This is a genomic window from Nocardia sp. NPDC101769, from assembly GCF_044766925.1.
Taxonomy (GTDB): Bacteria; Actinomycetota; Actinomycetes; order Mycobacteriales; family Mycobacteriaceae; genus Nocardia.
In genome coordinates, this window is the sequence record NZ_JBIWMX010000038.1 from 59892 (window position 1) to 83035 (window position 23144).

22 protein-coding genes and 1 pseudogene are annotated in these 23144 nt (G+C 67.1%); 12 read left to right on the forward strand and 11 right to left on the reverse strand.

Features of this window, described 5'->3' with window-relative positions; genetic code table 11:
- Positions 1 to 13: 13 nt before the first annotated feature.
- From ACIRRA_RS39010 to ACIRRA_RS39020, 3 genes are all read right to left on the reverse strand, one after another.
- Positions 14 to 823, reverse strand: coding sequence for an SAM-dependent methyltransferase (locus ACIRRA_RS39010; RefSeq protein WP_402779206.1), 810 nt, complete (start codon positions 821 to 823; stop codon positions 14 to 16).
- 169 nt (positions 824 to 992) lie between these two features.
- Positions 993 to 1772, reverse strand: a complete 780-nt coding sequence (locus ACIRRA_RS39015) for a M50 family metallopeptidase (protein WP_402779209.1) — start codon at positions 1770 to 1772, stop codon at positions 993 to 995.
- 355 nt (positions 1773 to 2127) lie between these two features.
- A complete protein-coding gene (locus ACIRRA_RS39020) occupies positions 2128 to 2625 on the reverse strand; it encodes a response regulator transcription factor (protein WP_402779212.1) in 498 nt (165 codons plus the stop codon).
- 530 nt (positions 2626 to 3155) lie between these two features.
- Between ACIRRA_RS39020 and ACIRRA_RS39025 the strand changes: the two genes are divergently transcribed.
- The 3 genes from ACIRRA_RS39025 to ACIRRA_RS39035 all read left to right on the forward strand — a co-directional run bounded on the left by ACIRRA_RS39025 (position 3156) and on the right by ACIRRA_RS39035 (position 7409).
- Positions 3156 to 4100, forward strand: a complete 945-nt coding sequence (locus ACIRRA_RS39025; protein ID WP_402779217.1) for a LysR family transcriptional regulator — start codon at positions 3156 to 3158, stop codon at positions 4098 to 4100.
- 235 nt (positions 4101 to 4335) lie between these two features.
- Entirely contained in the window at positions 4336 to 5106 is a 771-nt protein-coding gene (locus ACIRRA_RS39030; RefSeq protein WP_402779219.1) for an HAD family hydrolase, read from the forward strand.
- Positions 5103 to 7409 carry a glycoside hydrolase family 65 protein gene (locus tag ACIRRA_RS39035; protein WP_402779222.1) on the forward strand — a complete coding sequence of 769 codons (2307 nt, stop codon included), beginning with the start codon at positions 5103 to 5105 and terminating at the stop codon, positions 7407 to 7409. The genes ACIRRA_RS39030 and ACIRRA_RS39035 overlap by 4 nt, the downstream gene beginning before the upstream one ends.
- 484 nt (positions 7410 to 7893) lie before the next feature.
- On the opposite strand, the gene ACIRRA_RS39040 is transcribed toward ACIRRA_RS39035, so the two are convergent.
- The 3 genes from ACIRRA_RS39040 to ACIRRA_RS39050 all read right to left on the reverse strand — a co-directional run bounded on the left by ACIRRA_RS39040 (position 7894) and on the right by ACIRRA_RS39050 (position 9361).
- Positions 7894 to 8400: a flavin reductase family protein gene (locus ACIRRA_RS39040; protein ID WP_402779225.1), complete on the reverse strand. Its 507-nt coding sequence runs from the start codon at positions 8398 to 8400 to the stop codon at positions 7894 to 7896.
- 106 nt (positions 8401 to 8506) lie between these two features.
- Complete coding sequence (locus ACIRRA_RS39045; RefSeq protein ID WP_402779228.1) at positions 8507 to 9082, reverse strand: transglutaminase family protein; 576 nt, start codon at positions 9080 to 9082, stop codon at positions 8507 to 8509.
- 45 nt (positions 9083 to 9127) lie between these two features.
- The gene (locus ACIRRA_RS39050; RefSeq protein WP_402779231.1) at positions 9128 to 9361 is read right to left on the reverse strand and encodes a hypothetical protein; all 234 of its coding nucleotides are present in this window, start codon (positions 9359 to 9361) and stop codon (positions 9128 to 9130) included.
- Between the two features lie 454 nt (positions 9362 to 9815).
- Between ACIRRA_RS39050 and ACIRRA_RS39055 the strand changes: the two genes are divergently transcribed.
- From ACIRRA_RS39055 to ACIRRA_RS39080, 6 genes are all read left to right on the forward strand, one after another.
- Positions 9816 to 10322 carry a nitroreductase family protein gene (locus ACIRRA_RS39055; RefSeq protein WP_402779234.1) on the forward strand — a complete coding sequence of 169 codons (507 nt, stop codon included), beginning with the start codon at positions 9816 to 9818 and terminating at the stop codon, positions 10320 to 10322.
- A 270-nt stretch (positions 10323 to 10592) separates the two neighbouring features.
- Positions 10593 to 11003 (forward strand): DUF6153 family protein, encoded by a 411-nt coding sequence (locus ACIRRA_RS39060; RefSeq protein ID WP_402779237.1) that lies wholly within the window; start codon positions 10593 to 10595, stop codon positions 11001 to 11003.
- A gap of 99 nt (positions 11004 to 11102) precedes the next feature.
- On the forward strand, positions 11103 to 12668 hold the full coding sequence (locus tag ACIRRA_RS39065; RefSeq protein ID WP_402779240.1) for a multicopper oxidase family protein: 1566 nt from the start codon (positions 11103 to 11105) through the stop codon (positions 12666 to 12668).
- Between the two features lie 35 nt (positions 12669 to 12703).
- A complete protein-coding gene (locus ACIRRA_RS39070) occupies positions 12704 to 13360 on the forward strand; it encodes a TetR/AcrR family transcriptional regulator (RefSeq protein ID WP_402779243.1) in 657 nt (218 codons plus the stop codon).
- Positions 13361 to 13465: 105 nt separating this feature from the next.
- On the forward strand, positions 13466 to 14392 hold the full coding sequence (locus tag ACIRRA_RS39075) for an alpha/beta hydrolase (RefSeq protein ID WP_402779246.1): 927 nt from the start codon (positions 13466 to 13468) through the stop codon (positions 14390 to 14392).
- A 425-nt stretch (positions 14393 to 14817) separates the two neighbouring features.
- The gene (locus tag ACIRRA_RS39080) at positions 14818 to 15411 is read left to right on the forward strand and encodes a hypothetical protein (RefSeq protein ID WP_402779249.1); all 594 of its coding nucleotides are present in this window, start codon (positions 14818 to 14820) and stop codon (positions 15409 to 15411) included.
- A gap of 24 nt (positions 15412 to 15435) precedes the next feature.
- Here the strand turns inward: ACIRRA_RS39080 and ACIRRA_RS39085 are convergent, their stop codons facing one another.
- The 3 genes from ACIRRA_RS39085 to ACIRRA_RS39095 are packed head-to-tail and all read right to left on the reverse strand — an operon-like array spanning position 15436 to position 17046.
- Positions 15436 to 16353: a 2-hydroxyacid dehydrogenase gene (locus tag ACIRRA_RS39085; RefSeq protein ID WP_402779252.1), complete on the reverse strand. Its 918-nt coding sequence runs from the start codon at positions 16351 to 16353 to the stop codon at positions 15436 to 15438.
- Between the two features lie 52 nt (positions 16354 to 16405).
- On the reverse strand, positions 16406 to 16558 hold the full coding sequence (locus tag ACIRRA_RS39090; RefSeq protein ID WP_354850676.1) for a hypothetical protein: 153 nt from the start codon (positions 16556 to 16558) through the stop codon (positions 16406 to 16408).
- A gap of 26 nt (positions 16559 to 16584) precedes the next feature.
- A complete protein-coding gene (locus tag ACIRRA_RS39095) occupies positions 16585 to 17046 on the reverse strand; it encodes a hypothetical protein (RefSeq protein ID WP_402779256.1) in 462 nt (153 codons plus the stop codon).
- 426 nt (positions 17047 to 17472) lie between these two features.
- Between ACIRRA_RS39095 and ligD the strand changes: the two genes are divergently transcribed.
- Positions 17473 to 18444 carry a non-homologous end-joining DNA ligase gene (gene ligD / locus ACIRRA_RS39100; protein WP_402779259.1) on the forward strand — a complete coding sequence of 324 codons (972 nt, stop codon included), beginning with the start codon at positions 17473 to 17475 and terminating at the stop codon, positions 18442 to 18444.
- Between the two features lie 534 nt (positions 18445 to 18978).
- On the opposite strand, the pseudogene ACIRRA_RS39105 reads toward ligD, so the two are convergent.
- Positions 18979 to 19113, reverse strand: a pseudogene (locus tag ACIRRA_RS39105) (IS5/IS1182 family transposase); the annotation flags it as partial.
- A 218-nt stretch (positions 19114 to 19331) separates the two neighbouring features.
- Here ACIRRA_RS39105 and ACIRRA_RS39110 point away from each other — a divergent pair.
- Positions 19332 to 20375: a hypothetical protein gene (locus ACIRRA_RS39110; protein ID WP_402779262.1), complete on the forward strand. Its 1044-nt coding sequence runs from the start codon at positions 19332 to 19334 to the stop codon at positions 20373 to 20375.
- Positions 20376 to 20569: 194 nt separating this feature from the next.
- Here ACIRRA_RS39110 and ACIRRA_RS39115 read toward each other — a convergent pair whose 3' ends face one another.
- Positions 20570 to 21571, reverse strand: a complete 1002-nt coding sequence (locus ACIRRA_RS39115; RefSeq protein ID WP_402779264.1) for a hypothetical protein — start codon at positions 21569 to 21571, stop codon at positions 20570 to 20572.
- A 367-nt stretch (positions 21572 to 21938) separates the two neighbouring features.
- On the opposite strand from ACIRRA_RS39115, the gene ACIRRA_RS39120 reads away from it, so the two are divergent.
- Complete coding sequence (locus tag ACIRRA_RS39120; RefSeq protein WP_402779267.1) at positions 21939 to 22847, forward strand: tetratricopeptide repeat protein; 909 nt, start codon at positions 21939 to 21941, stop codon at positions 22845 to 22847.
- Positions 22848 to 23144 lie beyond the last annotated feature (297 nt).

The following is a 23144-nucleotide window of genomic DNA, read 5'->3' on the forward strand; positions in this document are numbered from 1 at the left end:
TCGTCCGAACCACTCAGGCCTTGCGGCCCACACCCGCCAGTCCCAGCGAACGGCCCGGTGCCTCATGCTGGTCACGGGCGGACTCCGGCCGCCACAGCGGCAATTCCACCACACCGGGCTCGATCGGCTCCCATTTGCCGAACAGCGCGGCGATCTCGTCGCGGCTGCGGAACTCCAGTCCTATCCTGCTGACGTTCTGCGAGTTCTCCACCAGCTTCGCCGCGTCGTCCGGGCGGGTGGCCGAGGTGAGATGCGAAATCGCGGCATAGCTGCCGGTGGGCACGGCGTCGTAGAGCGCGTTGACCTTGTCGATGGGGGCGTAGTCGTCACTCATCAGGTGCAGGACCGCGATGAGAAGGATGCCGACCGGTTCATTGAAATCAATGATGCCGGTGCCCCGCGCCTGCTCCAGCAGCGCCGCGGGCTCGCGTAGGTCGGCCTCGATGGCGGCGGCCCGGTCATTGCCCCGCAGGATGGCGCGGGAGTGGGCCACGGCCACCGGATCGATATCGGCATAGAGCACCCGGCACTCCGGATCGATGGCCTGCGCCACCTCGTGCACATTGCCCGCGGTCGGAATGCCGGAACCGATGTCGAGGAACTGCCGCACGCCCGAATCCACCAGGAAGCGCACCGCGCGCCGCAGGAAGGCCCGATTGCTCAGCGCCAGCCGCGGCAGGTCGGGGACCAAGGACTTGCCCGCTTCGGCGGCCTGTCGGTCGACCTCGAAATTGTGCGAGCCGCCCAGTAGCGCGTCGTACATCCGCGCGGGGCTCGGCCGGGTCATGTCCACGCCCTCCGGGGCCCATTCCGGTCGTTCCATCCCGAATCCCTCCTTGCCGCAACGATCGAGCGCCCGCCGCGGTGCGAGCGGGCCGAGATCCGGGCAAATCCGGTGTTCGGGATCACCCGGACGGTGTAGGGCGAATGTTAGTCCCCGTTCACCAGAAACCTTGCAGCGATGCCACTCTCGCCCTGAGGTGGGAGAATGCTCACCCGGCGGTTGACGCCGCGCAGGTGCTGTGTGTGAGCTGGGGCACGCAGATTCCGGTCACATCCGCGAGCAGTAGCCGCGCGCCGAAGGCCAGTGAGCATAGCGCGATCGCGCCGAAGGCCAGTACCCACAGCAGGCCCGGGATCCGGGTCAGGTGGGCCAGCTGATCGGCGTCGGAGTTCGGCTCGTGCGCGCGATTGCGCTGCAGCTCGATCACCGGCCGCACCGCTGCCAGCAGCAGGAACCAGGCCGCCAGATACGCCAGCGCCGCCTGGGTGGTGTCGCTGCCGAACCAGGACGCCGCGAAAACCACGCCGCCGGTCACCAGGATCGACAGCAAGCCGTACCAGTTGCGCACCTTCATCAGCAGCACCAGCAGCAGCGCGATGGTCAGCCACAGCATGAGCGTGATGCGATGCGCGCCCAGCAGCGCCGCGTAGGCCAGCCCCAGCAGCGCGGGTGCGGGGTATCCGGCCGCGGTCGTCAGGATCATGCCGGGTCCATAGGGTTTCCCGCTCGACACCGTGAGTCCGGAAGTGTCCGAATGCAATCGGATGCCGTTGAGCCGCCGCCCGGTGAGCAGCGCCGTGAACGCGTGCCCGCCCTCGTGGGCGATGGTCACCGCATTGCGCAGAATCCGCCACGTCGGCCGGAACGCCACCAGGAGCAGCGCCACCACACCGGTCCCGACCACCAGCTGCCACGGCGGCGGTGACTGTGTCGTGGACAGCCGATCCACGACCGTGCTGCCCCGCTGAACGAATTCCGCTGTATTCACCGCCGCACCCTATCGACCGCGGCTGAGAGCGACCACAGCTCGCGGCCCGGCGGCCGGCCGGCCCCGGCGGCGCACCGGTGTGCGTCCGCCGGGTCGCGGCGAAGCGGAGCAGCTGGGGCACAGGCGAATACGGTTCACGAAGATGTCGGGTCCCGGACGGCGGATATCAACGCGCACAGCCGTTTTGGAGACTACTCTGCATATCGGTAGTGATACCGGTCCGTCCGGTACTGCCCGGGTGGGTCTCGTCGGTATTCCGAGGCATGGTCCCCGAAGAGTTGATGCCGCCGGAATCCGATCCCCTGCCCGGCGGCATCGCCGGGCAGGGGTCGTCGTCGGTTTCGCCCGCCGCGATTCAGGCCGCGGCGTAGGGCCTCGGATCCGGCGTGGTTTTGTGCTTGGCGTCGGCGCTCGCGCCCGGCGCCCGGTGGGCGCGCAGCCGGAAGGCGATGCGTTCCAGCAGTTCGCGGGTGTGCACCGGCAGGAGCAGGCATTCCGATGCGCCCGCGGCCAGGATCGTTTCCAGGGATTCGGGATTGTGGTCGGTGCTGAGCACGATGATGGGTACGGTGGTCCGCGCGCGCAGATCGCGGCACAGCTCGGCCGCCGCGACATCGGGCACCGCCCGGTCCAGCAGGATCACATCGGGTTTCAGACGATCCTGTGTGCGCAGGGCCTGCCGTCCGCTGGCGGTCTGGAAGGTGTGGTAGCCCGCCGCGGCGAGCACCAGCACCGTGATCTCGGCGACGGCCGGATTGCTCTCGACCACCAGGATCTTCGCCGGCGCGGTGGCCCGCTCACCCTGTGGTGAACGCGCGTGAGCCGTTGTACTCGATTTCTGGGCACTGTTCATGATTGCGGTCCTCCGCTCGGCGGGATCCCCCGACCCATGCCGTCAACCGTCGAGCGAAACATCACCCCTGGGGCATTCGTTCCGACTTTGCCCTTGTGCAATCGACGGAACCTGACGCTATCTCGTTGCCGGGCCGTTAGGCCAGGAAAATAGGAGAATTCGCCGAACAATCGCTGAAGTCTTCCCGGCCCGGCCACTGGTAGTTTACCTACTGGACACTTCGAATTCACTGCCCGGTTGGCTTGATGGTCAGGTGCAATGGTGACGGCCCCAAGCGGATCGCCCGCTCGGGACCGGTATCGGCGGGATTATCCGCTCTCACCGGGAGACCACGGCACGACGCTGCCATAGCGGATCAATTGCCCGTAGTGCCGGGGCTCGGCCGGTTTCACCGCGAGGTCGAGTAGCTGTGCGGCCGCCTGTGCCGGAGTGGGTGCGCGGGTGACATCCCACCACAGCGCCGAGGCATTCGGATCCTCCGGTCGTATGCATTCGGCTCACGCCAACCACGCTAGAAAGGGCCGGGCCATGTGACCAGCGAGAATCTCTCAGACGTGGTATGCGTGAATGTCATGGCCTTCGGTGATGCGTCCCTGACCGCGTTGCGTGTCTTCCGGGAGGTGGCCGAACGCGGAACGCTCACCGCCGCGGCGACCGCACTCGGGTACACCCAGTCGGCGGTATCGCGGCAGATCGCCGCGCTGGAGCGGGCGGCGGGCACCGCGCTGCTGCAGCGCCGCCACGACGGGGTGCGGCTGACGCCCGCCGGGCAGGTGGTCGCGCGGCGCGCGGCCGCGGTGATCGACCAGATGGACGCCACGGCAAGGGAATTGGCCGGACTTCCGGAGGATCGGGCCAGCGTGCGGCTGGGCTGGTTCCCGGCGGCGGGGGCCTGGCTGGTGCCGCACGCGCTGGCCGAGTTGCGGCGCACGCATCCGGGGATCACGGTGATCACCCGCGAGGGCCGCACGCCCGCGCTGGTCCGGGCGCTGCGCGCGGGCACGATCGATCTCGCGCTGGTGTCCTCGGCGCCGCCGTTCCGCCCGCTCGACGGCGAGACCCCCGCTCTGCTGACGCAGATCCTCGCGGAACGCCCACTGCTGGTGGCGGTTCCGGCGGACCACCCACTCGCACGGGGCGACTACATCGACGTGCACGACCTGCACGGCCGACACTGGATCGCGGGCTCGTACGGTGAGCACGCCATGGGCGTCTGGCCCGGGCTCGGCGAACGCCCCGAGATCGTCCACACCGCACACGACTGGCTCGCCAAACTCCAGCTCGTCGCCTCCGGCGCCGGAATTACCACCATCCCCGCCTCCGCCCGTCCGGCCCTGCCCGCGGGCGTCCGAGCCCTGCCGGTCCGGGGCGGCCCCAACGAGACCCGCCGCCTGCTGCTGGCCCGCGTGCCCACAGCCCTGCCCGACCCCGCGGCCCGCCTCGCAAGCGCACTCCGCACTGCCGCTCTGGGCTGAGGCCTGCCCACAGCACGGGTACTGCTGCGGAGCGCTGCAGTCATTGTCCCGTCAAGTAGCGTTGTCCTATCCAGTGGCATCGCGGCTCCCGCATCAGCGTCGGGTCTTCCTTCCGCTGTCGTGAGCGCCGGCCGGACTGTCGGCAGTCCGTCGAGTGGCCGGAAGATTTACGGCAAAACACGCCGAGCCGGGCGAAATTGTGTTTTATCCGGGATGCCACGGGTACGGCAACCATATGGAGCACGATGACGAGGTCACCGGGAACCGCCTGGGGCTGCCGGATGCGATCAGCGCGGTGTTGTTCGACATGGACGGCGTGCTGACCGACTCCGCCGGGGTGCACGAGCAGGCGTGGAAGAGCGCTTTCGACGACTTTCTGTACCAGCGCTGCGGGGCTGGATTCCAGCCCTTCTCGGAGCGGGATTACGAACTGTACGTGGATGGGAGACCCCGGTTGGACGGGGTGCGCGAATTCCTGAGGTCGCGGGACATCGAGCTGCCCGAGGGCTCCGACGAGGACGGTCCCGACGCGCAGACCGTGCACGGGATCGGTGAGAAGAAGAACGAGCTCGTGCACTCGCTGATCGAACGAGAAGGCGTGCGCGCCTACCCCGGGTCGGTGGACTATCTGACCGCTGTGCGGCAGGCCGGACTGCGCATCGGCATCGTGTCCTCGTCGGCGAACGCCGCGGCGGTGCTGGCCGCCACCGGCCTGGATCGCTATGCCGAGATCCGCATCGACGGGAAGACGTTCGCCGAGCGTGAGCTGCCGGGCAAACCCGCACCCGATGGATTCCTGGCGGGCGCGGACGCCCTGGGCGTCGATCCGCGGCGCACGGCGGTGTTCGAGGACGCGGTCGCCGGAGTGGAGGCCGGCCGCGCAGGCGCGTTCGGATTCGTCGTCGGCGTCGACCGCACCGGCGACCCGGACCATACCGATCAGCTGTACCGGGCCGGAGCGAATGTCGTCGTCCACGACCTGGCCGACTTGCAGGAGTCCTCATGAGCGATGCGAGATTCGAGATAGCTCCCTGGCAGTTGCGTTGGTGCGGGCTGGATCTCGATGCGCTGCAGCGCACCGAATCGATCTTCGCGCTGTCCAACGGGCACATCGGCCTGCGCGGCACCATCGACGAGGGCGAACCGATCGGCAAACCGGGCACCTACCTCAATGGCTTCTACGAATCCCGGAAGATGCCGTACGCCGAAGCCGGATACGGCGATCCGGCGGAGGGCCAGACGGTCGTCAATGTGACCGACGGCAAGATCATCCGATTGCTCGTCGAGGATGAGCCGATGGATCTGCGCTACGGCAAGACGGTCGAGCACGAGCGCGTCCTGGACTTCCGGTCCGGCACCTTGCGCCGCTCCACCGTGTGGAAGTCGCCGACCGGCCGCTGCGTGCGGATTCGCTCGGAGCGCCTGGTTTCGTTCACCGAGCGGGCGGTGGCGGCGATCCGCTACGAGGTCGAGCCGCTCGATGGTGATCTCGAGGTGGTCGTGCAGTCGGATCTGCTCGCCAATGAACCGAGTCCGGCGAGACCGGACGATCCCCGCTTGGCCGCGGCGCTCGATCACCCGCTCGTGGGTGAGTGCGCCGTGGCGCGTGACCTCTCCGCGGTGCTGGTCCATCACACCCGGCGGTCGCAGCTGCGCATGGCGGCCGCGATGGACCACGAGTTCGACGTCGCGGTGGCCGCCCGCTGCGATGTGCGCGCGGAGGACGACCTCGCCCGGATGACGATCGCCGCGGGCGTGCCCGCGGGGGATCGCCTGTGCCTCACCAAGTTTCTGGCTTATGGGTGGTCCGCACGCCGCTCGGCGTCCGCGCTGCGCGCCCAGGTGGAGGCCGAGCTCGCGGCCGGCCTGGAGATCGGCTGGGACCAGCTGCTCCACCGTCAGCGCGCCTATCTCGACGACTTCTGGGCGCAGGCCGACATCGAACTGGACGGCAGCCCCGAGCTGCAGCAGGCCGTGCGATTCGCGCTGTTCCACGTGCTGCAGGCGGGCGCGCGCGGTGAGGCGCGCGCGATTCCCGCGAAGGGCCTCACCGGTCCCGGATACGACGGCCACGCATTCTGGGACACGGAAACCTTTGTGCTGCCGGTGCTCACATACACCATGCCGATGGCGGCGGGTGACGCGCTGCGCTGGCGGCACTCGACCCTCGGGCAGGCGCGGCGGCGGGCTCGGGAGTTGGGGCAGGCCGGGGCGATGTTCCCGTGGCGGTCGATCAATGGTGAGGAGGCGTCCGGGTACTGGCCGACCGCCACCGCGGCCGTCCACGTGAATGCCGATATCGCCGACGCGACCGCCCGATACCTGGCCGCGACCGGCGACGAGCGGTTCGAAACCGAGTGCGGTGTCGAGTTGCTGGTCGAGACGGCGCGGCTGTGGATGAGCCTGGGCCACGAGGACTCGGCCGGGGACTTCCGCATCGACGGCGTGACCGGTCCCGACGAGTACTCCGCCCTGGCCGACAACAACGTCTACACCAATCTGATGGCGGCCCGGAACCTGCGTGAGGCCGCCGAATCCTGTACGCGGCGGCCGGATCTCGCCGAGCGACTCGGCGTGGAGCCCGCGGAACTCACCCGCTGGCGCCACTGTGCCGACTCCATGTACCTGCCCTACAACGACGAACTCGGGGTGCACGAGCAGTCCGAAGGCTTCACCCGGTACGCCCCATGGGATTTCGCCGCCACCCCGCCGGAGAACTATCCACTGCTGCTGCACTACCCGTATTTCGATCTGTATCGCCAGCAGGTGGTCAAACAGGCCGACCTCGTACTGGCAATGTACCTGTGCCCCAACGCCTTCAACCGTGATCAGAAGATCCGCAACTTCGAGTACTACGACCCGCTGACCGTCCGCGATTCCTCACTGTCGGCGTGCATCCAAGCCGTCCTCGCCGCCGAGGTCGGTCATCTCACGCTCGCCTACGACTATTTCCGCGAGGCCGCGTTGACCGACCTGCACGACCTGCACCACGACGTCGCCGCGGGCATCCACATCGCCTCGCTCGCGGGCGCCTGGATCAGCTGCGTGGGCGGCTTCGGCGGCGTGCGCGACCACGACGGTGACCTCGGCTTCGCTCCGCGCCTCCCGGAGCAACTGCACCGGTTGTGCTTCCGAATCCTGTGGCACGGCAGCCGGATACGCGTCGATATCACCGCCGAATCGACCACCTACCGACTCGAATCCGGCGACAGCATCACCCTGACCCACCACGGCCGGCGCATCACCCTGACCGACCTCCCGGTGGAACTGCCCAACCCGTCGGCAGCCGCGGAAGCAGCTCCGGAATAGGTTCCGGTGGCACGGGCTGCGGACGCGGATCCGGCGGCACCGGAATCGGCGGTCCGGGTGCGGGAAAGGGCATGGGCGGCGCGGGTTCCGGAATGGGCTGCCCCGGCTCCACCGGCGGGATCGGTTCCGACGGCCGTATCGGCGGAACCGGAAGAGCGTTGTAGTCCTTGGCGCGGGTGCCGGTGATGCCGGTTTCGCTTGTCTTACCCATGGCGTTGGTTTCCTTCCGCCGAGTGTTCGTTTCGTCTCCCCCGCTTGCCGCTGACGCTCGCCCGCGCTGTCCCGATCACGCCGGAGCATCGGGCCGAGCGGTGAACCGCCGGTTCTTCGCGCCGTGGTAGGCGTCCGAACCTTCCATCGACGCCGGAAATGACGCCTGTTCGACTGTGTAAGAGGGCATTTCAGAAGAGGTGATGATCGTGAGGTGTATGCAGATGAGGGACATGATGCGACAGATGTGGAACCTGGCCATGTGATTGTGGTGTCAGGGCCGGTTGCCGGGGATGAGGCTGGCGACCGCGTCGTAGCGGAGCGGGGGGGTGTCCGGCGTGGGTGCTCGGGCCCCGGTGGGGGCGAGCAGGAAGCCGGCGTGGTCGCCGAAATCGGTATGGTCCAGGATCTCGCCGATGAACCAGCCGGCCGTCGCTGTCAGGATCGGCAGAGAGTGCGGCCCTTCCTGCCAATCACAGTGCTCGAACTTGTCGAGATCGAGTCCGGTCTCGGAGCCGAAGAGATGCGCCAGTGCGAGGGACTCGTGCGACAGTAGGTGGACCGCCAGGTGGTCTGCTCGACTTGCGACACGATAGGTGTGATTCCGTTTCGACAGGCAGACGAGAAATCGTCGCGGCTCGATGCTGACCTGTGTGGAGAACCCTACGAGACACCCGGCGCGCTGGCCGTCGGCGAGGGTGGTGACGATCCACACCGGCGCGTCAGCGGCCGCGACGGTGAGATCGAACGCGCCGTTCGAATCGTCGACCTCGCGTGACACGGCGCACCTCCCTGCTTCGAACCCGTCGAGACAGTAGTCCAGGAGCCGGCTTCAGCCTACACAGACCAGTTGGTCTGTAGGTTGAGTGAGGGGAAACGACGCCGATTCAGGTGAGTTGCGACGGCAATCCGACGTCGTACACCGCGAGTAGGTCGGTCGCCTGCCGTAGGGCATCGACGACGACATCCGGCGGTGTGGCGTACAAGTGCGGGTAGTCGATCTCGCCCAGCTGCGGGTCGACCGGGAAGGCGAGTCGTTCTGTGCCGAGCGAGAATTCGGCCGCGATGTCCGCACGGTTCCCGCGCGGGTCCTGGCGATGCCAGGCGCCGGCGAGATGAACCGCCACGAGGCCGTGCAGGACGTGACCGTTGCCGTGGGTGAGCCGCTGGTAACACAGCGCAGTGGGGATGCCCTGCCCCCGCAGGATCGCGGCGAGCAGGTGGGACTTCGCGTAGCAGAGGCCGACACGCTGATCGAGCACTTCCGAGGCGCGCAGGGTCACGCGGGAGTCCCGCGCGTCGTAGGAGTGCGCGACCTCATCCCGAACCCACTCGAATGACCTTCGGGCGCAGTCGATATCGCTGTCAGACTGTGCTCGGATCTCGGAGGCCAGCGCCCGAACCGATGGGTGATCGACCTCGATGATCGGATCGCCGGCGAGATAGGCCGAGGGACTGAGCATAGACACGAGTGTGAAGGACACCGGTACACCTTGATGTGGCGCCGGCTACCCGCTCACCGCCGAGTTGTCGATGACCGACACCACGGATTCGACGAACGGGAAGGATGCGACGTGCTCGGCGGCATCCACCGCAATACCGATCACGAGCGGGGCCGGATAGGCGCCGTAGACCACCATCCCACCCAGCCCTTTGAGGAGGTCGTGGAACTTCGTGGCCTCCTCGGTGGTCGCGGTACACGACTCGCAGAACCGCACTCGATAAACACCTTCGCCGACCATGGCAGCCTCCTGGAAGATTGCGGTTTGAACCGGCCGCTAGCGGTTTGCCCAGTTTTCGCGGGGTTGCACCGTGCCGGTGCGGATGCGATCCACACTGCGCCGGGATCGTGCAGTGCTTCGGGCAAGGGTGGAGCCCGGTCGCTCATACGTGGCGCAAGCGACCGCCGAGAGGACGGTGTGTCCTCCCATGTGCGCGAGTCCTCGACACTTGGCCGCCGAGGAACCCGACGTTACACCGGTCGCCGATCGATACCGGCGGTGTGGGGTACCCGGCGGATTTCCAGAACCGTAACCGCCGATTTCGGCGAAGATCGCGTCCAGCGATGTCCGCGCACCGCTCGAGCCGATGTAGGACGTTGTAACCGCTGCGAGCACCTCCCTGACCCCGCCCCACCGCGTGGATGTGAGGAAAGGCCGTCTCATTCGGATTACGGGATGGCTATAGGGTTGCCGAGTGAACGAAGCGATCCGGGGACTGCGGGCGGTGCGACATTTCCGGGCCGATCCCGTATCGATCCCCGTGGTCGAGCGCATCGTCGACACGGCCCGCTGGACCGGCTCCGCGCGCAATCGGCAGCCCTGGCGCTTCGTCGCCGTCACCGATCCGGCGGCGCAGGGTGAGCTGTCCCGGCTCGGCGGCTATGCCGTCCATCTCGCCGCCGCGCCCCTGGTGCTGGTCCTGGCCTCTCAGGACAACGGCTTCGCCGACACCGAGTTCGACATGGGCCGGCTGACCCAGTCGCTGTGTCTGGCCGCCGCCGAACAGGGGCTCGGCAGTTGCCCGACCACGCTGCATCCCACCGAGAACGTTTCTCGCGCAGCCGAATTGCTCGAGCTCGCGCCGGGATGGCTGCCGCGGCACGCCATCGCCCTCGGGTACCCGGATCCGCTGCCGACGGGTGCGCCGAATGCGATTCCGAGCGGCAGGCTCTCGGTCGGTGAGCTGCTGACCTGGAAGTAGCGGTCGATAGATGCACGACGCCGCGCGAGGTGAGCATGGGCGCGGAACGCATCGGAATCACTTCCTGGAGACGGGCTGGGGCGGGTCGCGGGGGCGGGGACAGTCGCCCCGTCTCGTGGCTCGTCGGTGGGCGGGTTGTTCGACATGGGAGGAGCTAATACCCCTATCGGGTATATGCACGGTGGGTGCTGTGATGCGGGCCGCCGCGCATAAGGTTCGTCGCAGATACCCCCAGGGGGTGGCATGCCGAGCCGGGCTATGCTGACTGACGTGGCTGATCCGCGTGTTGCGCGGCGAGTGACCGGATACGTCCGGCTGCTCGGGCTGCTGGCGCTCCTGCTCGGGATCGCCGCCATGCATGCGGGTGTGTTCTCGGCACACCGCAGCACGCTGGGTTCCGAGATGTCCTCGTCGATGGTCGCGATGCCTTCCGCCCCGCAGCCGGGACACGACGCGGGGACACACGGCGACAAGCCCGGCGGGCACGGTCTCGGTCATGCCTGCGAATTCCTCGTCCTCTCGGCGGTGACGGTCGCGATCGGCCTCGTGCTGCTGCACTGGGCCGGCGACCGGCCCCGTGACGCCCGCCCACCGAACTTCCCGACCCTGCGAATCCATCGAGCCCGTCCACCGCCGTGGACGGTCCCCACCCTGGCCGAACTGTCGATTCTGCGGATCTGACAGGTCCGCCGCGCCCACCGGTCGCGGCCGACTTCGTGATCCCGGCCGCCGCCGACCACGGCGCGGCGTTCCGCACATTCGACCAACCAGGGAGAAGTCATGTCCTCCAATCGATTTCCACTCGCGTCGCCACTGAACCGGCGCGGATTCCTAGCGCTCGGAGCGGGTGGCGCGGCGGCGGCGACACTGGCCGCGTGCACGAAGAACACGACAGCCGCGCCCAGCCTCGTGCGGCCCGATTCCGAGGCGGTCCGGGCCGCGGAGGCCGCCCGCCGCACGGCCGGCGCCGCCGTCCGCGACGTGACGCTGCGCGCCGAGCCGACCACCGTCGACCTCGGTGGCGTACAGGTGCCGACCTGGGCATTCGGGGGCGCGGTACCAGGCCCGGAAATCCGCATCGCCAGGGGCGAGGTGGTGCGCGCCAGTGTCATCAACGCGCTTCCGGCGCCGACCACGGTGCACTGGCACGGCATCGCCCTGCGCAACGATATGGACGGCGTCCCCGACGTCACCCAGGCGCCGATCGTGGCCGGAGGCAGCTTCGGTTACGAGTTCACCGCGCCGGACTCCGGCACCTACTTCTTCCACCCGCACGTCGGGGTGCAACTCGACCGGGGCCTGTACGCACCGCTCATCGTCGAGGATCCCGCCGACGGCCGCGACTACGACACCGAAGCCGTTGTGGTGCTCGACGATTGGCTCGACGGCGTGAACGGACGTGACCCGGACAAGGAGTTGCAGGCCCTGCGGGACAAGGGCATGGCGGGCATGGCCATGGGCATGGGCGGGATGCCGGGCATGAACCACGACGGCATGACCATGGGCTCGGGCGGAATGTCCACGCCCGCAGACCCGAACGCGCCGCTCGGCTCCGACGCCGGCGACGTCACCTACCCGTACTTCCTGATCAACGGCCGCGTGGGCAGCGACCCCGCCGTCGTCACCGCGCGACCGGGGCAGCGCATCCGGCTGCGGATCATCAATGCCGCCGCCGACACGGCGTTCCGGGTCGCCCTCGGCGGACATCAGCTGCGGGTCACCCACACCGACGGCTTCCCGGTGCAGCCGATCACCACCTCCAGCCTGCTCATCAGCATGGGCGAACGCTACGACGTCATCGTCGAACCGGCGGACGGCGTCTTCCCGCTGGTCGCAGCCGCGGAAGGCAAGATCGGCCGCGGTTTCGCGCTGATCCGCACCGGCGGCGGCACGCCACCCCCGCCCGACGTGCAACCGGCCGAACTCGCGGTGGCGCCGCTGACGGCCGATCGCCTCACCGCCGCGGAACCGGTTCGCCTGCAGGCGAGGCGGCCCGATCTGACCCTCGACGTCACCCTCGGCTCCGACATGAAGAAATACGTCTGGACCATCAACGGCAGGGCCTATCCCGACCACACCGCCCTGAATGTCTTCCAGGGGCAGCGGATCCGCCTGCGCTTTCGCAACCAGTCCATGATGTACCACCCGATGCACCTGCACGGCCACACCTTCCAGCTCGTCGACCGAGCCGGATCCGGGCCGCGCAAGGACACCTCCATCGTGCTGCCCATGCAGACGGTCGAAGTCGACCTCGACGCCGACAACCCCGGCCAATGGATGCTGCACTGCCACAACGCCTACCACGGAGAAGCGGGCATGATGAGCATCCTGTCCTACGTGCGCTGAGCCCGCCCCTGCCCGCCGCAGGTAGGTTCATCCGCATGGCCCGTACGACACCGTCCCAGCCCGAGGAAGCGGACGCCGAGCCCGGTACCGTGGAGCCCGCGGGCTACCGGCGATCCACGGGTTCGGCTCGCGGTACGGCCCGGCGCGACGACCTGCTCGACCGGGTCACCGATGACCTCGCGGCCAACGGCCTGGTGGACTTCTCGCTGCGGCGGGCGGCGCGGGCGGCCGGCACCACCCACAAGGTGCTGCTCTACCACTTCGACGGCGTCGACGACCTGCTCGCGCAGGCGATCGTGCGCTTGCGGGACAGGCGGATCGGCGCCGCCTTCGCGATACTCGACCGGCAGCAGCCGACGCTGTCGGCGCGGGTGCGGGCGCTGTGGCCGGTGCTCGTCGACGCGGAAACCGGACTGCGAGTCCTCGATCAGGCCATCGGGCTGGCGATGTACGACCAGCAGCGGTACGCCGCGCTGGGCCGGGAGGCCTCGAAACAGTATCTGCCGCTGTTGCTTTCACTGTGCCCGGTGGCCTGGCCGGAGCGGCGGAAGCGGGAGGTGGCCGAGCTGATTCTGGCGGCCCTGCGCGGCTTCCTGATCGACTGGCTGACCAGCGGGGATACCGCCGGCGCCGAGGCCGGGCTCGAGGCGCTGGCCCGCGCCCTGGACCGGGAAGAAGCCGCCGTCGAATAGTCCTGTCCCGCACCGTATTACAGCGGGTGTCCTCGTCGTTGACATGAAGTGAACCAGGTGGTTCACTTCATGGTGTCAAGGACCCACCGAAAGGCCGGTGTGCGAATGTCCATCGAACGGAAGAAGCGCCGCTTCACCAGCGGCAGTGACGAATGCGTGGCCTGGCACTATCCAGGAACCAACGGCGCCTGCGTGATCATGGCCGGAGCCATCGCGGTCACCAAGGAACCCGGCACCGACCGGTTCGCCGAACGATTCCATCAGGCCGGATTCACCGTCCTCGCCTTCGACTATCGGCACCTCGGCGAAAGTAGCGGCATGCCCCGCCAGGTCGTCCGCGTCCGCGAGCAACTCGACGACTGGCGAGCCGCCATCGAATTCGCCTCGGCCCTACCGGAAGTCGACCCGGCCCAGCTCGCCCTCTGGGGCCACTCGCTGTCCGGCGGCCACGTCCTGAACATCGCGGCACAGCACCCGGGCTTGGCCGCCGCGATCGCCCAATCTCCCCATGCCGACGGACCCGCGATCTCCCGCAACGCATCTCGCCACCAGAAGCCCCTAGCCCTGCTGCGTTTCACCGGCCGCGCCCTCCTCGACATCGCGGCCGGTCTGGTCGGCAGGCCACCCGTGCTGATTCCCCTGGTCGGCGACCCGGGAACCGTCGCGGCCCTCACGACACCGGACGCCCCGGACATGCCGCACGCCCTCGGCCCCAACGGCAAATACCCGACCTGGCAACAGTCCGTAGCCGCCCGCTCGGCCCTCCGCACCGCGCTCTACCGCCCCGGCCGCCACGCCTCCCACGTCCGCTGCCCCCTCCTGGTCATCGCCTGCAACCAGGACCAATCCGCGCTCACCGCCCCCGCACTCCGTGTCGCCGCACAAGCCCCGAAGTCAGAGCTGGTCCGCGTACCCGGCGGGCACTACGCGACCTATCTGGAATCGCACGAAGAGACTGTCGAAGCAGAACTGTCCTTCCTGCACCGACATCTCCTCGCGCCACGCCCGACCGGCGACGTCATGGCTGATTAGGCCGAGGACCGTACCCCCCTTTACTCGTCTCGAATTCCACTGTCATCGAACCGATTTCGCACAACAACCCGCTCCGGCCGCTGCTCCGCGCCGAGCGTGACCATCGCCCTGGTCAAAGTCGCAGCGAACATGTCCACGCTCGATCATCCGCTCGACCGCAGCATTGATCTCCCGCGTCGCAGCCACGAACCCCTGCGCAAAGTGCCGGTACGAACTGGGCGGAATGCGCCCCGCCTCCCGAGACGGATTCATCCTCCCCAACAGGTCGATGGCCCGCAAAAGATGATGTGTCACGGATTTGGCTGGTCCGTAGCGGAGTCATGACGCGCTGACCTTGACGTTCGGCTGGTTGGTGGCGTATCGAAGGGGGTACAGCTACCGATGTAAGCGGTACGACGACGCGTGGAGAGGCGGTCCAGGTGTCGATGCGTCCTTCGTTGCCGACTCGGCTCTGGCGGGTGCGGCCATGGAACCCGAATCCGCTGCTGCGTGTCTCGGATCGGGCCGAGGTGGTGCTGCGGGCGGTGGCCGTGGTGGTCGTGGTCGCGGCGGTGCCGGTGGCTGGGGCGGTGGGGAGCGTAAGTTATACCGGCGCGCAGGAGCGGATCGCGGCGCAGGATGCGGGGAAGGTCAGGGTCACGGCCACCGAGACCGCGGCTGCCGTGCGGCTGCCGGATTCGGATCATTACGCGGGCAATCAGGCGCGGTATCAGGCGCCCGTGCAGTGGAACAGCGACGGCAAGACCGAGACCGCCACCGTGGACGTGCCCGGACCGCAGGTCGCGGGGGCCACGGTGACGGTGTGGATCAAGAACGGGCAGCCGACGCAGGCGCCCGCGCGGCCCGGAGCCGCGGCCGCCGAGGGGATCGGGACCGGGCTCGCGGTGCTGGTCGAGACGTGGTGTGCGGCCGCCGCGACCGTGTGGTTCACGGGCACGGTGTTCGACGCCAGACGCTATGCGCGCTGGGAGCGTGAGTGGCGTGGCATCAATCGGCCGATCGGGAAGGACACCCTGTAGCAGGGTGGGATCGGCTGCGCCGGTTCAGTATTCGCCGTTGATCAGGTTCTGTGGCGGCTCGCCCGCCAGGTAGCGTGCGATCTCCGCGGTGGCGATGGCCCAGCCGCGCTGCAGGTTTCCGCTACTGCTGCCGCCGACGTGCGGGGTGAGCAGCAGCCCCGGTGCGTCCCACAGTGGGTGGTCGGCGGGCAGTGGTTCCGGGTCGGTGACGTCGAGGATGGCGCGCAGCCGGCCGGATTGCAGTTCGGCCAGCAGGTCGTCGGTGCGGACCACCGGGCCGCGGGCGGCATTGACGAGAATCGCGCGGTCGGGCATGCGGGCCAGGAACGCCGCATCGACCATGCCGATGGTGGCCGAGGTGACCGGAACCATGAGCACGACCGCATCGAAATGCGGGAGCAGGTCAGGGATTTCGCCGACGCCGTGCACGCCCTCCCGGGCACGTGTACCGACCAGTTCGACTGTGGTGTCGAAGGGCAGCAGCATGCGCTGCAACTCCGTTGCCAGATCGCCCGCACCGATGATCAGGATTCGCTTGCCGTGCAAGGTGTCCGTGCGGTGCTGGATCCAGCGGTGTTCGCGCTGCGCCACGGCGAATTCGGTGAATTCCCGGTAGACCGTGAGCAATCCGGTGAGCGTCCACTCGGCGGTGCTCGCCCCGTGCGCACCGCGGCCGGTCGAGATCATCACCTGATCCGGCAGCGCGCCCACCCATGTTTCGGCGCCCGCGGTCAGCAGCTGCACCAGCCGCAGCTTCGGTAGCGACCGCGCCAGTGCCATGCTCTCCGGCCGATTCGCGAGGAAGGCGGGCACCAGCACCTCCGCCGCATCCGCCCCGGCGGGCAGCGGCTCGCCGAGGGTGTAGCGCAGCGGCCGCGCCCCCTCGAGCCGGGAGACCGCCGCGAAACCATGGTCGTCGGGAACCAACACCGTCACCGTCATGTCAGCGACGCTAGCCGACCGGGCGAACCTCGGTCGGCGCGGTCGGTCGCGATCAGTATCGGGGATGGGCGAGGTAGCGGGCGGGTGCGCCCAGCAGCCAGCGGATCAGTGCCACGGTCAGCACGATGATCCCGAGGGCGGTGAGGGCCGGGGTGGCGATGAGCCAGCCCGCGTCGAGCAACGCGAGGCCGAGCACGGCGAGCATTCGATTGTCCTCTGCGGACCGGAGTCCTATTTGACGGCGGATTCGGTTTTCGCGGGTGTCCCCGGACGGTTGAGGTAGCGGCTGACCGACCAATTCGGCTTCACGAATACACGTTTCGGCGTCGTCTTGGCCACGGGAACCACCGGCTGCCGGGGCTGCTTCACGTTACGCGCCGCCGTGGCCGCCGGCACCGGTTTCGCGAGTTCCTTTCGCGCCGCGGCCATCTCGCGCCGCGACCAGCGCAGCTCGCGCCGTGCGACCACCCCGCGCCGCGACGTGGTCCAGATTCCGGCCAGCGTGAGGATGAATCCCGCCGTGCCGATCAGGATCCCGTAGGCGAACAGCAGCCCCGTGGATCCGTGATAGGTGTGGTCGAAAACGGTGAAGCCATTGGGAAGCACATGTGCGCCACCGCTGTTGGCCTGGATCCCGGCCACACCCACGGTCACAGCACCCAGCAGAGCGATGAGCCCGATGATTGTGAACATAGTGGGGCAATGCCCGTTCATCGGCTGGTCAAACCCGAAACGGTGGGTTGTCCGGCGAGTCCTCACCAGATGTCCGCCGCCGCGACAGTCATGTCCGGCCTCTCCGGCCAGTAAGGCGGCTGCCGGAGGTGGCGCTGAACACCGACGTGGTGGTGACGGGCTGGACACCCGGCGCGGGTTCGGGGCCACGTTCGGGTCGCTGGTCAAGGGGACGCACGGTGATACCGGTAATGCGTGGAGTTCGAACTCGCCGAGTTCTGTCCTTGCTGCGGCACAAAGGATTCGGGTGAAGGTCGATCGCGCATCCATCGATCCTTCTTCGGCCGTCACTGCAAGCCGGGTGAATCTCGCGACCGATCCGTGCTGCCCGTCGGATCCGCATGAAAGTACAAACCGGTTTGTATTTGCTATTGATATGCTACGTGCATGCAAGGCGTGCCTGCGCCCATGCTTGCGACGTCCGGCCCGGCCCCTTCGGTTCTCGGCCGGGAGTGGGCGGCTGAGATGAAATGGGATGGGTTGCGCGCTATTTCGCGGATTTCATCCGAGGGGGTTCGCTTCTTCAGCCGCAATGGGCGTGATATCACGGCTGGCTACCCTGAGCTCGCTGAAGCCTTGCTCGGTGCGACGACACTGCGGGGGCTGGTTCTTGATGGAGAAATCGTTGCCCCAGGACCTGGAGGAGCGCCGCTCTTCGGGAGACTGCAGCGGCGAATGCACGTGGAGCGACCGACGCAGGCACTGATCTCCGAGGTCAGAGTCCAGTACTTCATCTTTGATCTGCTCGTTCTCGACGGCGGCTCTGTGATGAACCGGCCGTACCTGGAGCGCAGGGAATTGCTGGAATCCTTGGCGCTCGACGGAGACGCAATCCGTGTGCCACCGACCTGGCTTGACGCGGATCTCGACCAATTGCTGCAGGCCGCACAGGCCAATGGGTTGGAGGGTGTCGTACTCAAGCAAACCGGATCGACATACACGCCAGGTCGCCGGTCGCCGGCGTGGCGGAAATTCCCACTGCGTCGCTCGACCGATGCCGTGATCGTCGGCTTCACACCTGGATCCGGTTCGAACAGTTCAACATTCGGCTCTCTTGTACTGGCCGCACATGATCGGGAGAATCATCTTCGCTGGATGGGGGCGGTCGGGACCGGCTTCAGTCGCGTTTGGCGCCAACAGCTCTACACCGTACTCACGCGGATTCAACGCGAGAGCCCGCCGGTAGCCGTACCTATTCCGACTGCCGTCATGAATTCGACGACCTGGGTGGATCCGATCCTCGTGGCCCTCGTCGAATACCGAGAGCTGACCGAAGACGGTGTTCTCCGGCAACCCTCGTTCATCGGCCTTCACAGTGACCGGCTGCCCGAGACGGTCGAATCGCCTGCGCCGCAATAGCGCATCCGACAGCATAATGCTCGCGACTCCGTGACCGCGCAACCGAACCTGTCTCGACCACGAGAATCGTCGTATTACACAACGTCCGTTCCTGCCGCATACCGCGCTGACCGTACCGGCCGGCGTGGGGCATCGGAAGATCAACTGGCCGTGCCGATCCGAGGCCAGGCGGAACGTCCGCTATTGCCGATTACACGATGTCTGGCCGAAGCCGATCGTCCTAAGGTTCAGTCATGTCGTTTGCACCGCTTGCCGCATTGAGTCCAGCCGCCTATCTGGCCGGCGACCCGATCATCGAAGTTGACCACCCGGAGGTTCGCGCGCTAGGGGCCGAGCTTCGATCGACATCGGACAACGAGATCGACTGTGCCCGGGAGGTCATTCGAGTGGGTGCGGGACAACGTCGGGCACTCCTACGATGTGCGAGATCGAGGAGTTACGCGATGTGGTGGGCGCGTACTGGGCGATCGACGAGATACGTCCGGTCAGTCCAGTCGAGAGTGACTGCCATTCAACAGCTTTGAACACCATCACTCAGGCAGGTTGAAAAAGGCTCATGGCTTCGTGGTGTTCGGGTAGCCGCTCGTAGTCGCGGACGCATCTGCGGCGTCGGCAGATCCACGCCGGCGTGCGTTCGACTACCCATCGGCGTGGAATCACCTCGAACCCGGGTCGCGGAATCGGAGCACTTCGCGATCTGAATCCTCAGCACCAGAACCGATTTCGACCATCCGATCAGCCCACCCGCATAGGTGCCGTCGGCCCAGACCAGGCTGATCGTGTCGAACACCGCCCGCGCGGGTCACCGAATCATGTGTTCCACGGCAACTGAAAGCTGATCGGCTCGCCGCGCGAAGCCATTCGCCGTGCCATAGTCTGGACGTTCGGTGACGAATGGGGAGCGCATGCGGTGGTCGCTGTGGTGGCGACGAACGTGGATCGCCGGGCTGACGGTGCTGGGGCTCGTCACCGCCGTGGTCGGCGGAATGGTGGTCGCGCTGCGGCTGGAGTATGCGGGGACGCCGACGGCGCACACCAGGGGTCGGGACGCGCTCTGGCTGGGGCACGAGTGGATCGATGGTCGCAAAGACGAAGGCGACGTCGCCGCGTTGAAGGCGCAGTTGGCCGACACCGGCATCAAGGATCTCTACGTCTTCTCCGGTCCGCTCGACTCCGATGGAAGCCTGCCCGACGACCGGCATCCCAACGCGTCATGGTTCGTCGACGCCGTCCACCGCGAAATTCCCAACGCCCGGGTACAGGCCTGGTTGGGAAACTTCGTCGCCCCGGAGTACCCGGACGAATTGCACCTCGACGCCCCCGACGTGCGGGGGAATATCCTCACGTCGACCGGACAGCTACTGGATCTCGGATTCGACGGCGTGCATTACGATTTCGAGCCGATTCGCTCGGGCACCGCCGATTTCCTGACCCTGCTGGACCAAGCCCATGCCCTCACCACGGGCCGTCACGCGCTGCTGTCGATCGCCGCTCCCCAAATCGACCCGCTACCTGGATTGCACGCCCCCTACCTCGCCGTCGCCGGACATGAAAAGTGGTGGTCGCAAGCGTATTTCGCCGCGGCGGCACATCGGGTGGATCAAATCGCCGTGATGTCCTACGACACGGCCATGCCCTACCGATTCATGTACGGCGGCTACGTCGCCGAACAGACCACACTCGCCTTACAGGTAACGCCCCCATCCGTCGACTTACTGATGGGCCTACCGGCCTATCAGACGGAGAACATCGCCCACCACAGCTCAGCGGAAACCGTTGACGCGGCAATCCGAGCGATCCGGCTGGGCTTGGGCCGCACAGATCCCACACGGCCCGCTTTCGGCGTAGCCCTCTTCGTCGACTACACCGCCACACCCGCGGACTGGGCCGCCTACCGATCCAACTGGGTGACCACCGCACCGACCAGGTGACCGAAGTGGATTTCTCACCCTCGAGGTGTCCGTCGGCCAACGGCGCCAGCGGGAGACATCCGGACGGGGACATGTCGGTGAGACGCGCGGCTCGAATGCCAACGGCCCGAGATGAGGCGGGTTCAGGCGGTTATCGCAGCACGCCGTTGGGTGCTTCTGCCGACGATGCAACAGAGCGAAGATCAGCGACGCAGTCACTTTCGACGATGCCCGGTGGGACGGTTTGAATGATCTTCTGGCTCCCAGGCCTCCGCAGTCAGTTCCTCAGGAGAACCAACCCCGGACCGCCGGAGTGCCGTAACCAGCCTTCGCGCGATGCTGTCGCAGACGTTGGGCACGTTCGACAGCGTTATCTCCCACCAGTTGTCGTGTTCCCACTCGTCATCACTGAGCGTCCAGCCTTCACTCGCCAGTTCGCTCGGATCGTTCTCAGCGAACATCGAGGGCTCCATCCCGACCGCCAACCGCTTGATGCCTATTTGATTCATCTGCACCCAGACCGTCTCCGATACCCGGAAGTCCAGAATCACGCTGGCGCCGATCTGCTTGCGCAGCATGACGGCGAGGTCTTCGGCGAACCGGTCCCACTGGCTCATGACCGCACGCCTGCCCACGGCATTGCGGTCGGCAAGCCGCCGGACGGTCCGCGAAAACGTTCCCGGCTGCACGATCTGACACCAGCGGTCGGTGGCTCCGCTTCGCCGAGCAACGAGGTCGGCCTCACGAATCACGACAAAGTCGTAGTCGTCGGAGAAGGTGGGCAAAGAGACCAACGCGAACCCGCGCTCGCGCAGGCTCTCCCCGATGTACTCCAGGAACACCTCCAGTCGGTCACCGCAATCCCAATCCTCGTACTCGGCCAGGAAATCGGGATGCCACTCCCACCGTGTCCCGGCAGGGTAGGACTTCAGCGACTCCAGTCCGTCCCGCACGGACAAGAGGTCTTGCTTGACATCGAAATTCGCCGACATCCAGCGTTCACCCAACGCATAGGTCAGCTCTCGCCGAGGATCATCCGGTGTCGAACGCACCCTGTCCGCGACCTCAGGAACACTGTCGGCCAGCAGCACCGCCAGCGTGAGCATGTCCTCCCGTACCGATTCGATCAGCCCATCGTTGTTGTACTGCTGGTAGGCAGATCCCCAACCCCGCTCGTCCACGCCATGCCCTTCGCCAAAAGCCTGCTGCCAGAACAATAGATACTCGACCTGGCCGACAGCCGTAGCGCCCTGAACACCGACAAAACAGTCCGCTTACACGCGTGAGCGGTGATTTCCAAGCGGGGATCAGCTCAACGAACGGCAGCAAACGCACGCTCATGCCGCATACCATGCTGACCGAACCGGCCAGCACGGGACACCGGCGGCCGGAACCTGGTGCGGTGCAGAACGTCCGCTATTGCCGAGTTCCGGATAACTGTCGATATCCCTGCACCGAAGATGGCCCGGCGACCGGTTCGGATTGCCGGAGTACCGATGTATAGGTCACTACATGTGTCAAATGCCCGTGGCTCCAACATATTTCGGGTCTAGACGGCGGATCCATATCCCATACCATCGTTGGATGTCCGTCGATGTCATCCTGGCAAACGTGTTGGCGCACTGCGGTGGTGATCGTGAACAGGCCGCCCGCCACCTGTCTCGTGCGATCGCATCCGCGCCGTCCGACGCCGAGGTCTACGCAGCTGCGGTCGAGTTGCTGCCCGCGCTCGGTGAGTTGTCCGCCGACGACCCGACGGTCGCGCCGATCCTGGCCTTCGCCCACTTCTTGGACGGTCGGATGGACGATGCCGCGCTTACCCTCGGTGCACTCAGCGGCGTCAGCCCGCATATCGCATGGGCTGACGCTCCTTGGTTCGCCAACGCGTCCTTCCTGTCCGGGGTAAGCATCGAAGCCGTGCGCGAGGCGGTGTATCTACTCTTCGACCATGCGGCGGTGCCCGATGACGCCGCCGCCCGCCCCTGGTTGCGGGCGGTCGAGACGATTACGTCTCGGGCGGGCCTGGTCCCCGAAGACCTTGCCGGAATGGCGATCTCGCTCCGCCTCTTGGGCAGAGCAGACGATTCGCTGGCGCTGTGCGACCGCGCCGACCGCGTCGGCCTGACCATGCTGACCGAGGTCGTCCGGGGCGGAACCTGGCGGCTTCTCGGAAACCTGGACGAAGCGGCCGCCGCATTCCATCGCGCACTTGCTCTGGAGCCGGACAATTGGTCTCTGTATCTCGACCTGTCCGACCTGCACGCCGAGCGCGGCGACCATCCCGCCGCCCTCGCCGCTGCCCAGGCAGGCCTGAGCCACGCACCGAACGAACCCAAATTGCTCGCCGCTCGCGCAGCCCACCACGCTCGTCTTACCGGCACCGCAGACGCACTTCGTGAATTCGAGCGCCTGACCCCCGACATCGATCCGGCCTACTGCCGCTGGCTCCGCGAACACGCCACCGGTGCTGCTTGGTGCGGCAAGTCGCACTGAGCGAACCGCCCAGCACGCTGCAGCCGAGTCTCATCCGGCCATGCCGATTCGAGGCTGGCCGAACACACTGAAATGCCGAGTTCAGTGCATTCTGCGGGTGGTTCAGTGGGCGGCCTATGGGCTGCGGGTGCACAGGGACTCCCGGACCCCTTGTCGCGCTGAGGCAGAAGGATCGTTGTGTACTGCCGAGTAGCCCGGGCCAAACCGGCCATTACGGGGGTGGCGGGCTCACCATATTTCCCGCGTATTCAGCGTCATGCGCTGAAAGTGTGTCAGGCGTGGCACAGCTTGTGGCAT

Excerpts from the sequence above, each read along its gene's own strand:
- ACIRRA_RS39010 (WP_402779206.1), bottom strand. The coding sequence starts at position 823 with ATGGAACGACCGGAATGGGCCCCGGAGGGCGTGGACATGACCCGGCCG.
- ACIRRA_RS39020 (WP_402779212.1), bottom strand. The coding sequence starts at position 2,625 with ATGAACAGTGCCCAGAAATCGAGTACAACGGCTCACGCGCGTTCACCA.
- ACIRRA_RS39030 (WP_402779219.1), top strand. The coding sequence starts at position 4,336 with ATGGAGCACGATGACGAGGTCACCGGGAACCGCCTGGGGCTGCCGGAT.
- ACIRRA_RS39035 (WP_402779222.1), top strand. The coding sequence starts at position 5,103 with ATGAGCGATGCGAGATTCGAGATAGCTCCCTGGCAGTTGCGTTGGTGC.
- ACIRRA_RS39045 (WP_402779228.1), bottom strand. The coding sequence starts at position 9,082 with ATGCTCAGTCCCTCGGCCTATCTCGCCGGCGATCCGATCATCGAGGTC.
- ACIRRA_RS39050 (WP_402779231.1), bottom strand. The coding sequence starts at position 9,361 with ATGGTCGGCGAAGGTGTTTATCGAGTGCGGTTCTGCGAGTCGTGTACC.
- ACIRRA_RS39065 (WP_402779240.1), top strand. The coding sequence starts at position 11,103 with ATGTCCTCCAATCGATTTCCACTCGCGTCGCCACTGAACCGGCGCGGA.
- ACIRRA_RS39070 (WP_402779243.1), top strand. The coding sequence starts at position 12,704 with ATGGCCCGTACGACACCGTCCCAGCCCGAGGAAGCGGACGCCGAGCCC.
- ACIRRA_RS39075 (WP_402779246.1), top strand. The coding sequence starts at position 13,466 with ATGTCCATCGAACGGAAGAAGCGCCGCTTCACCAGCGGCAGTGACGAA.
- ACIRRA_RS39080 (WP_402779249.1), top strand. The coding sequence starts at position 14,818 with ATGCGTCCTTCGTTGCCGACTCGGCTCTGGCGGGTGCGGCCATGGAAC.
- ACIRRA_RS39085 (WP_402779252.1), bottom strand. The coding sequence starts at position 16,353 with ATGACGGTGACGGTGTTGGTTCCCGACGACCATGGTTTCGCGGCGGTC.
- ACIRRA_RS39090 (WP_354850676.1), bottom strand. The coding sequence starts at position 16,558 with ATGCTCGCCGTGCTCGGCCTCGCGTTGCTCGACGCGGGCTGGCTCATC.
- ACIRRA_RS39095 (WP_402779256.1), bottom strand. The coding sequence starts at position 17,046 with ATGTTCACAATCATCGGGCTCATCGCTCTGCTGGGTGCTGTGACCGTG.
- ligD (WP_402779259.1), top strand. The coding sequence starts at position 17,473 with ATGCAAGGCGTGCCTGCGCCCATGCTTGCGACGTCCGGCCCGGCCCCT.
- ACIRRA_RS39120 (WP_402779267.1), top strand. The coding sequence starts at position 21,939 with ATGTCCGTCGATGTCATCCTGGCAAACGTGTTGGCGCACTGCGGTGGT.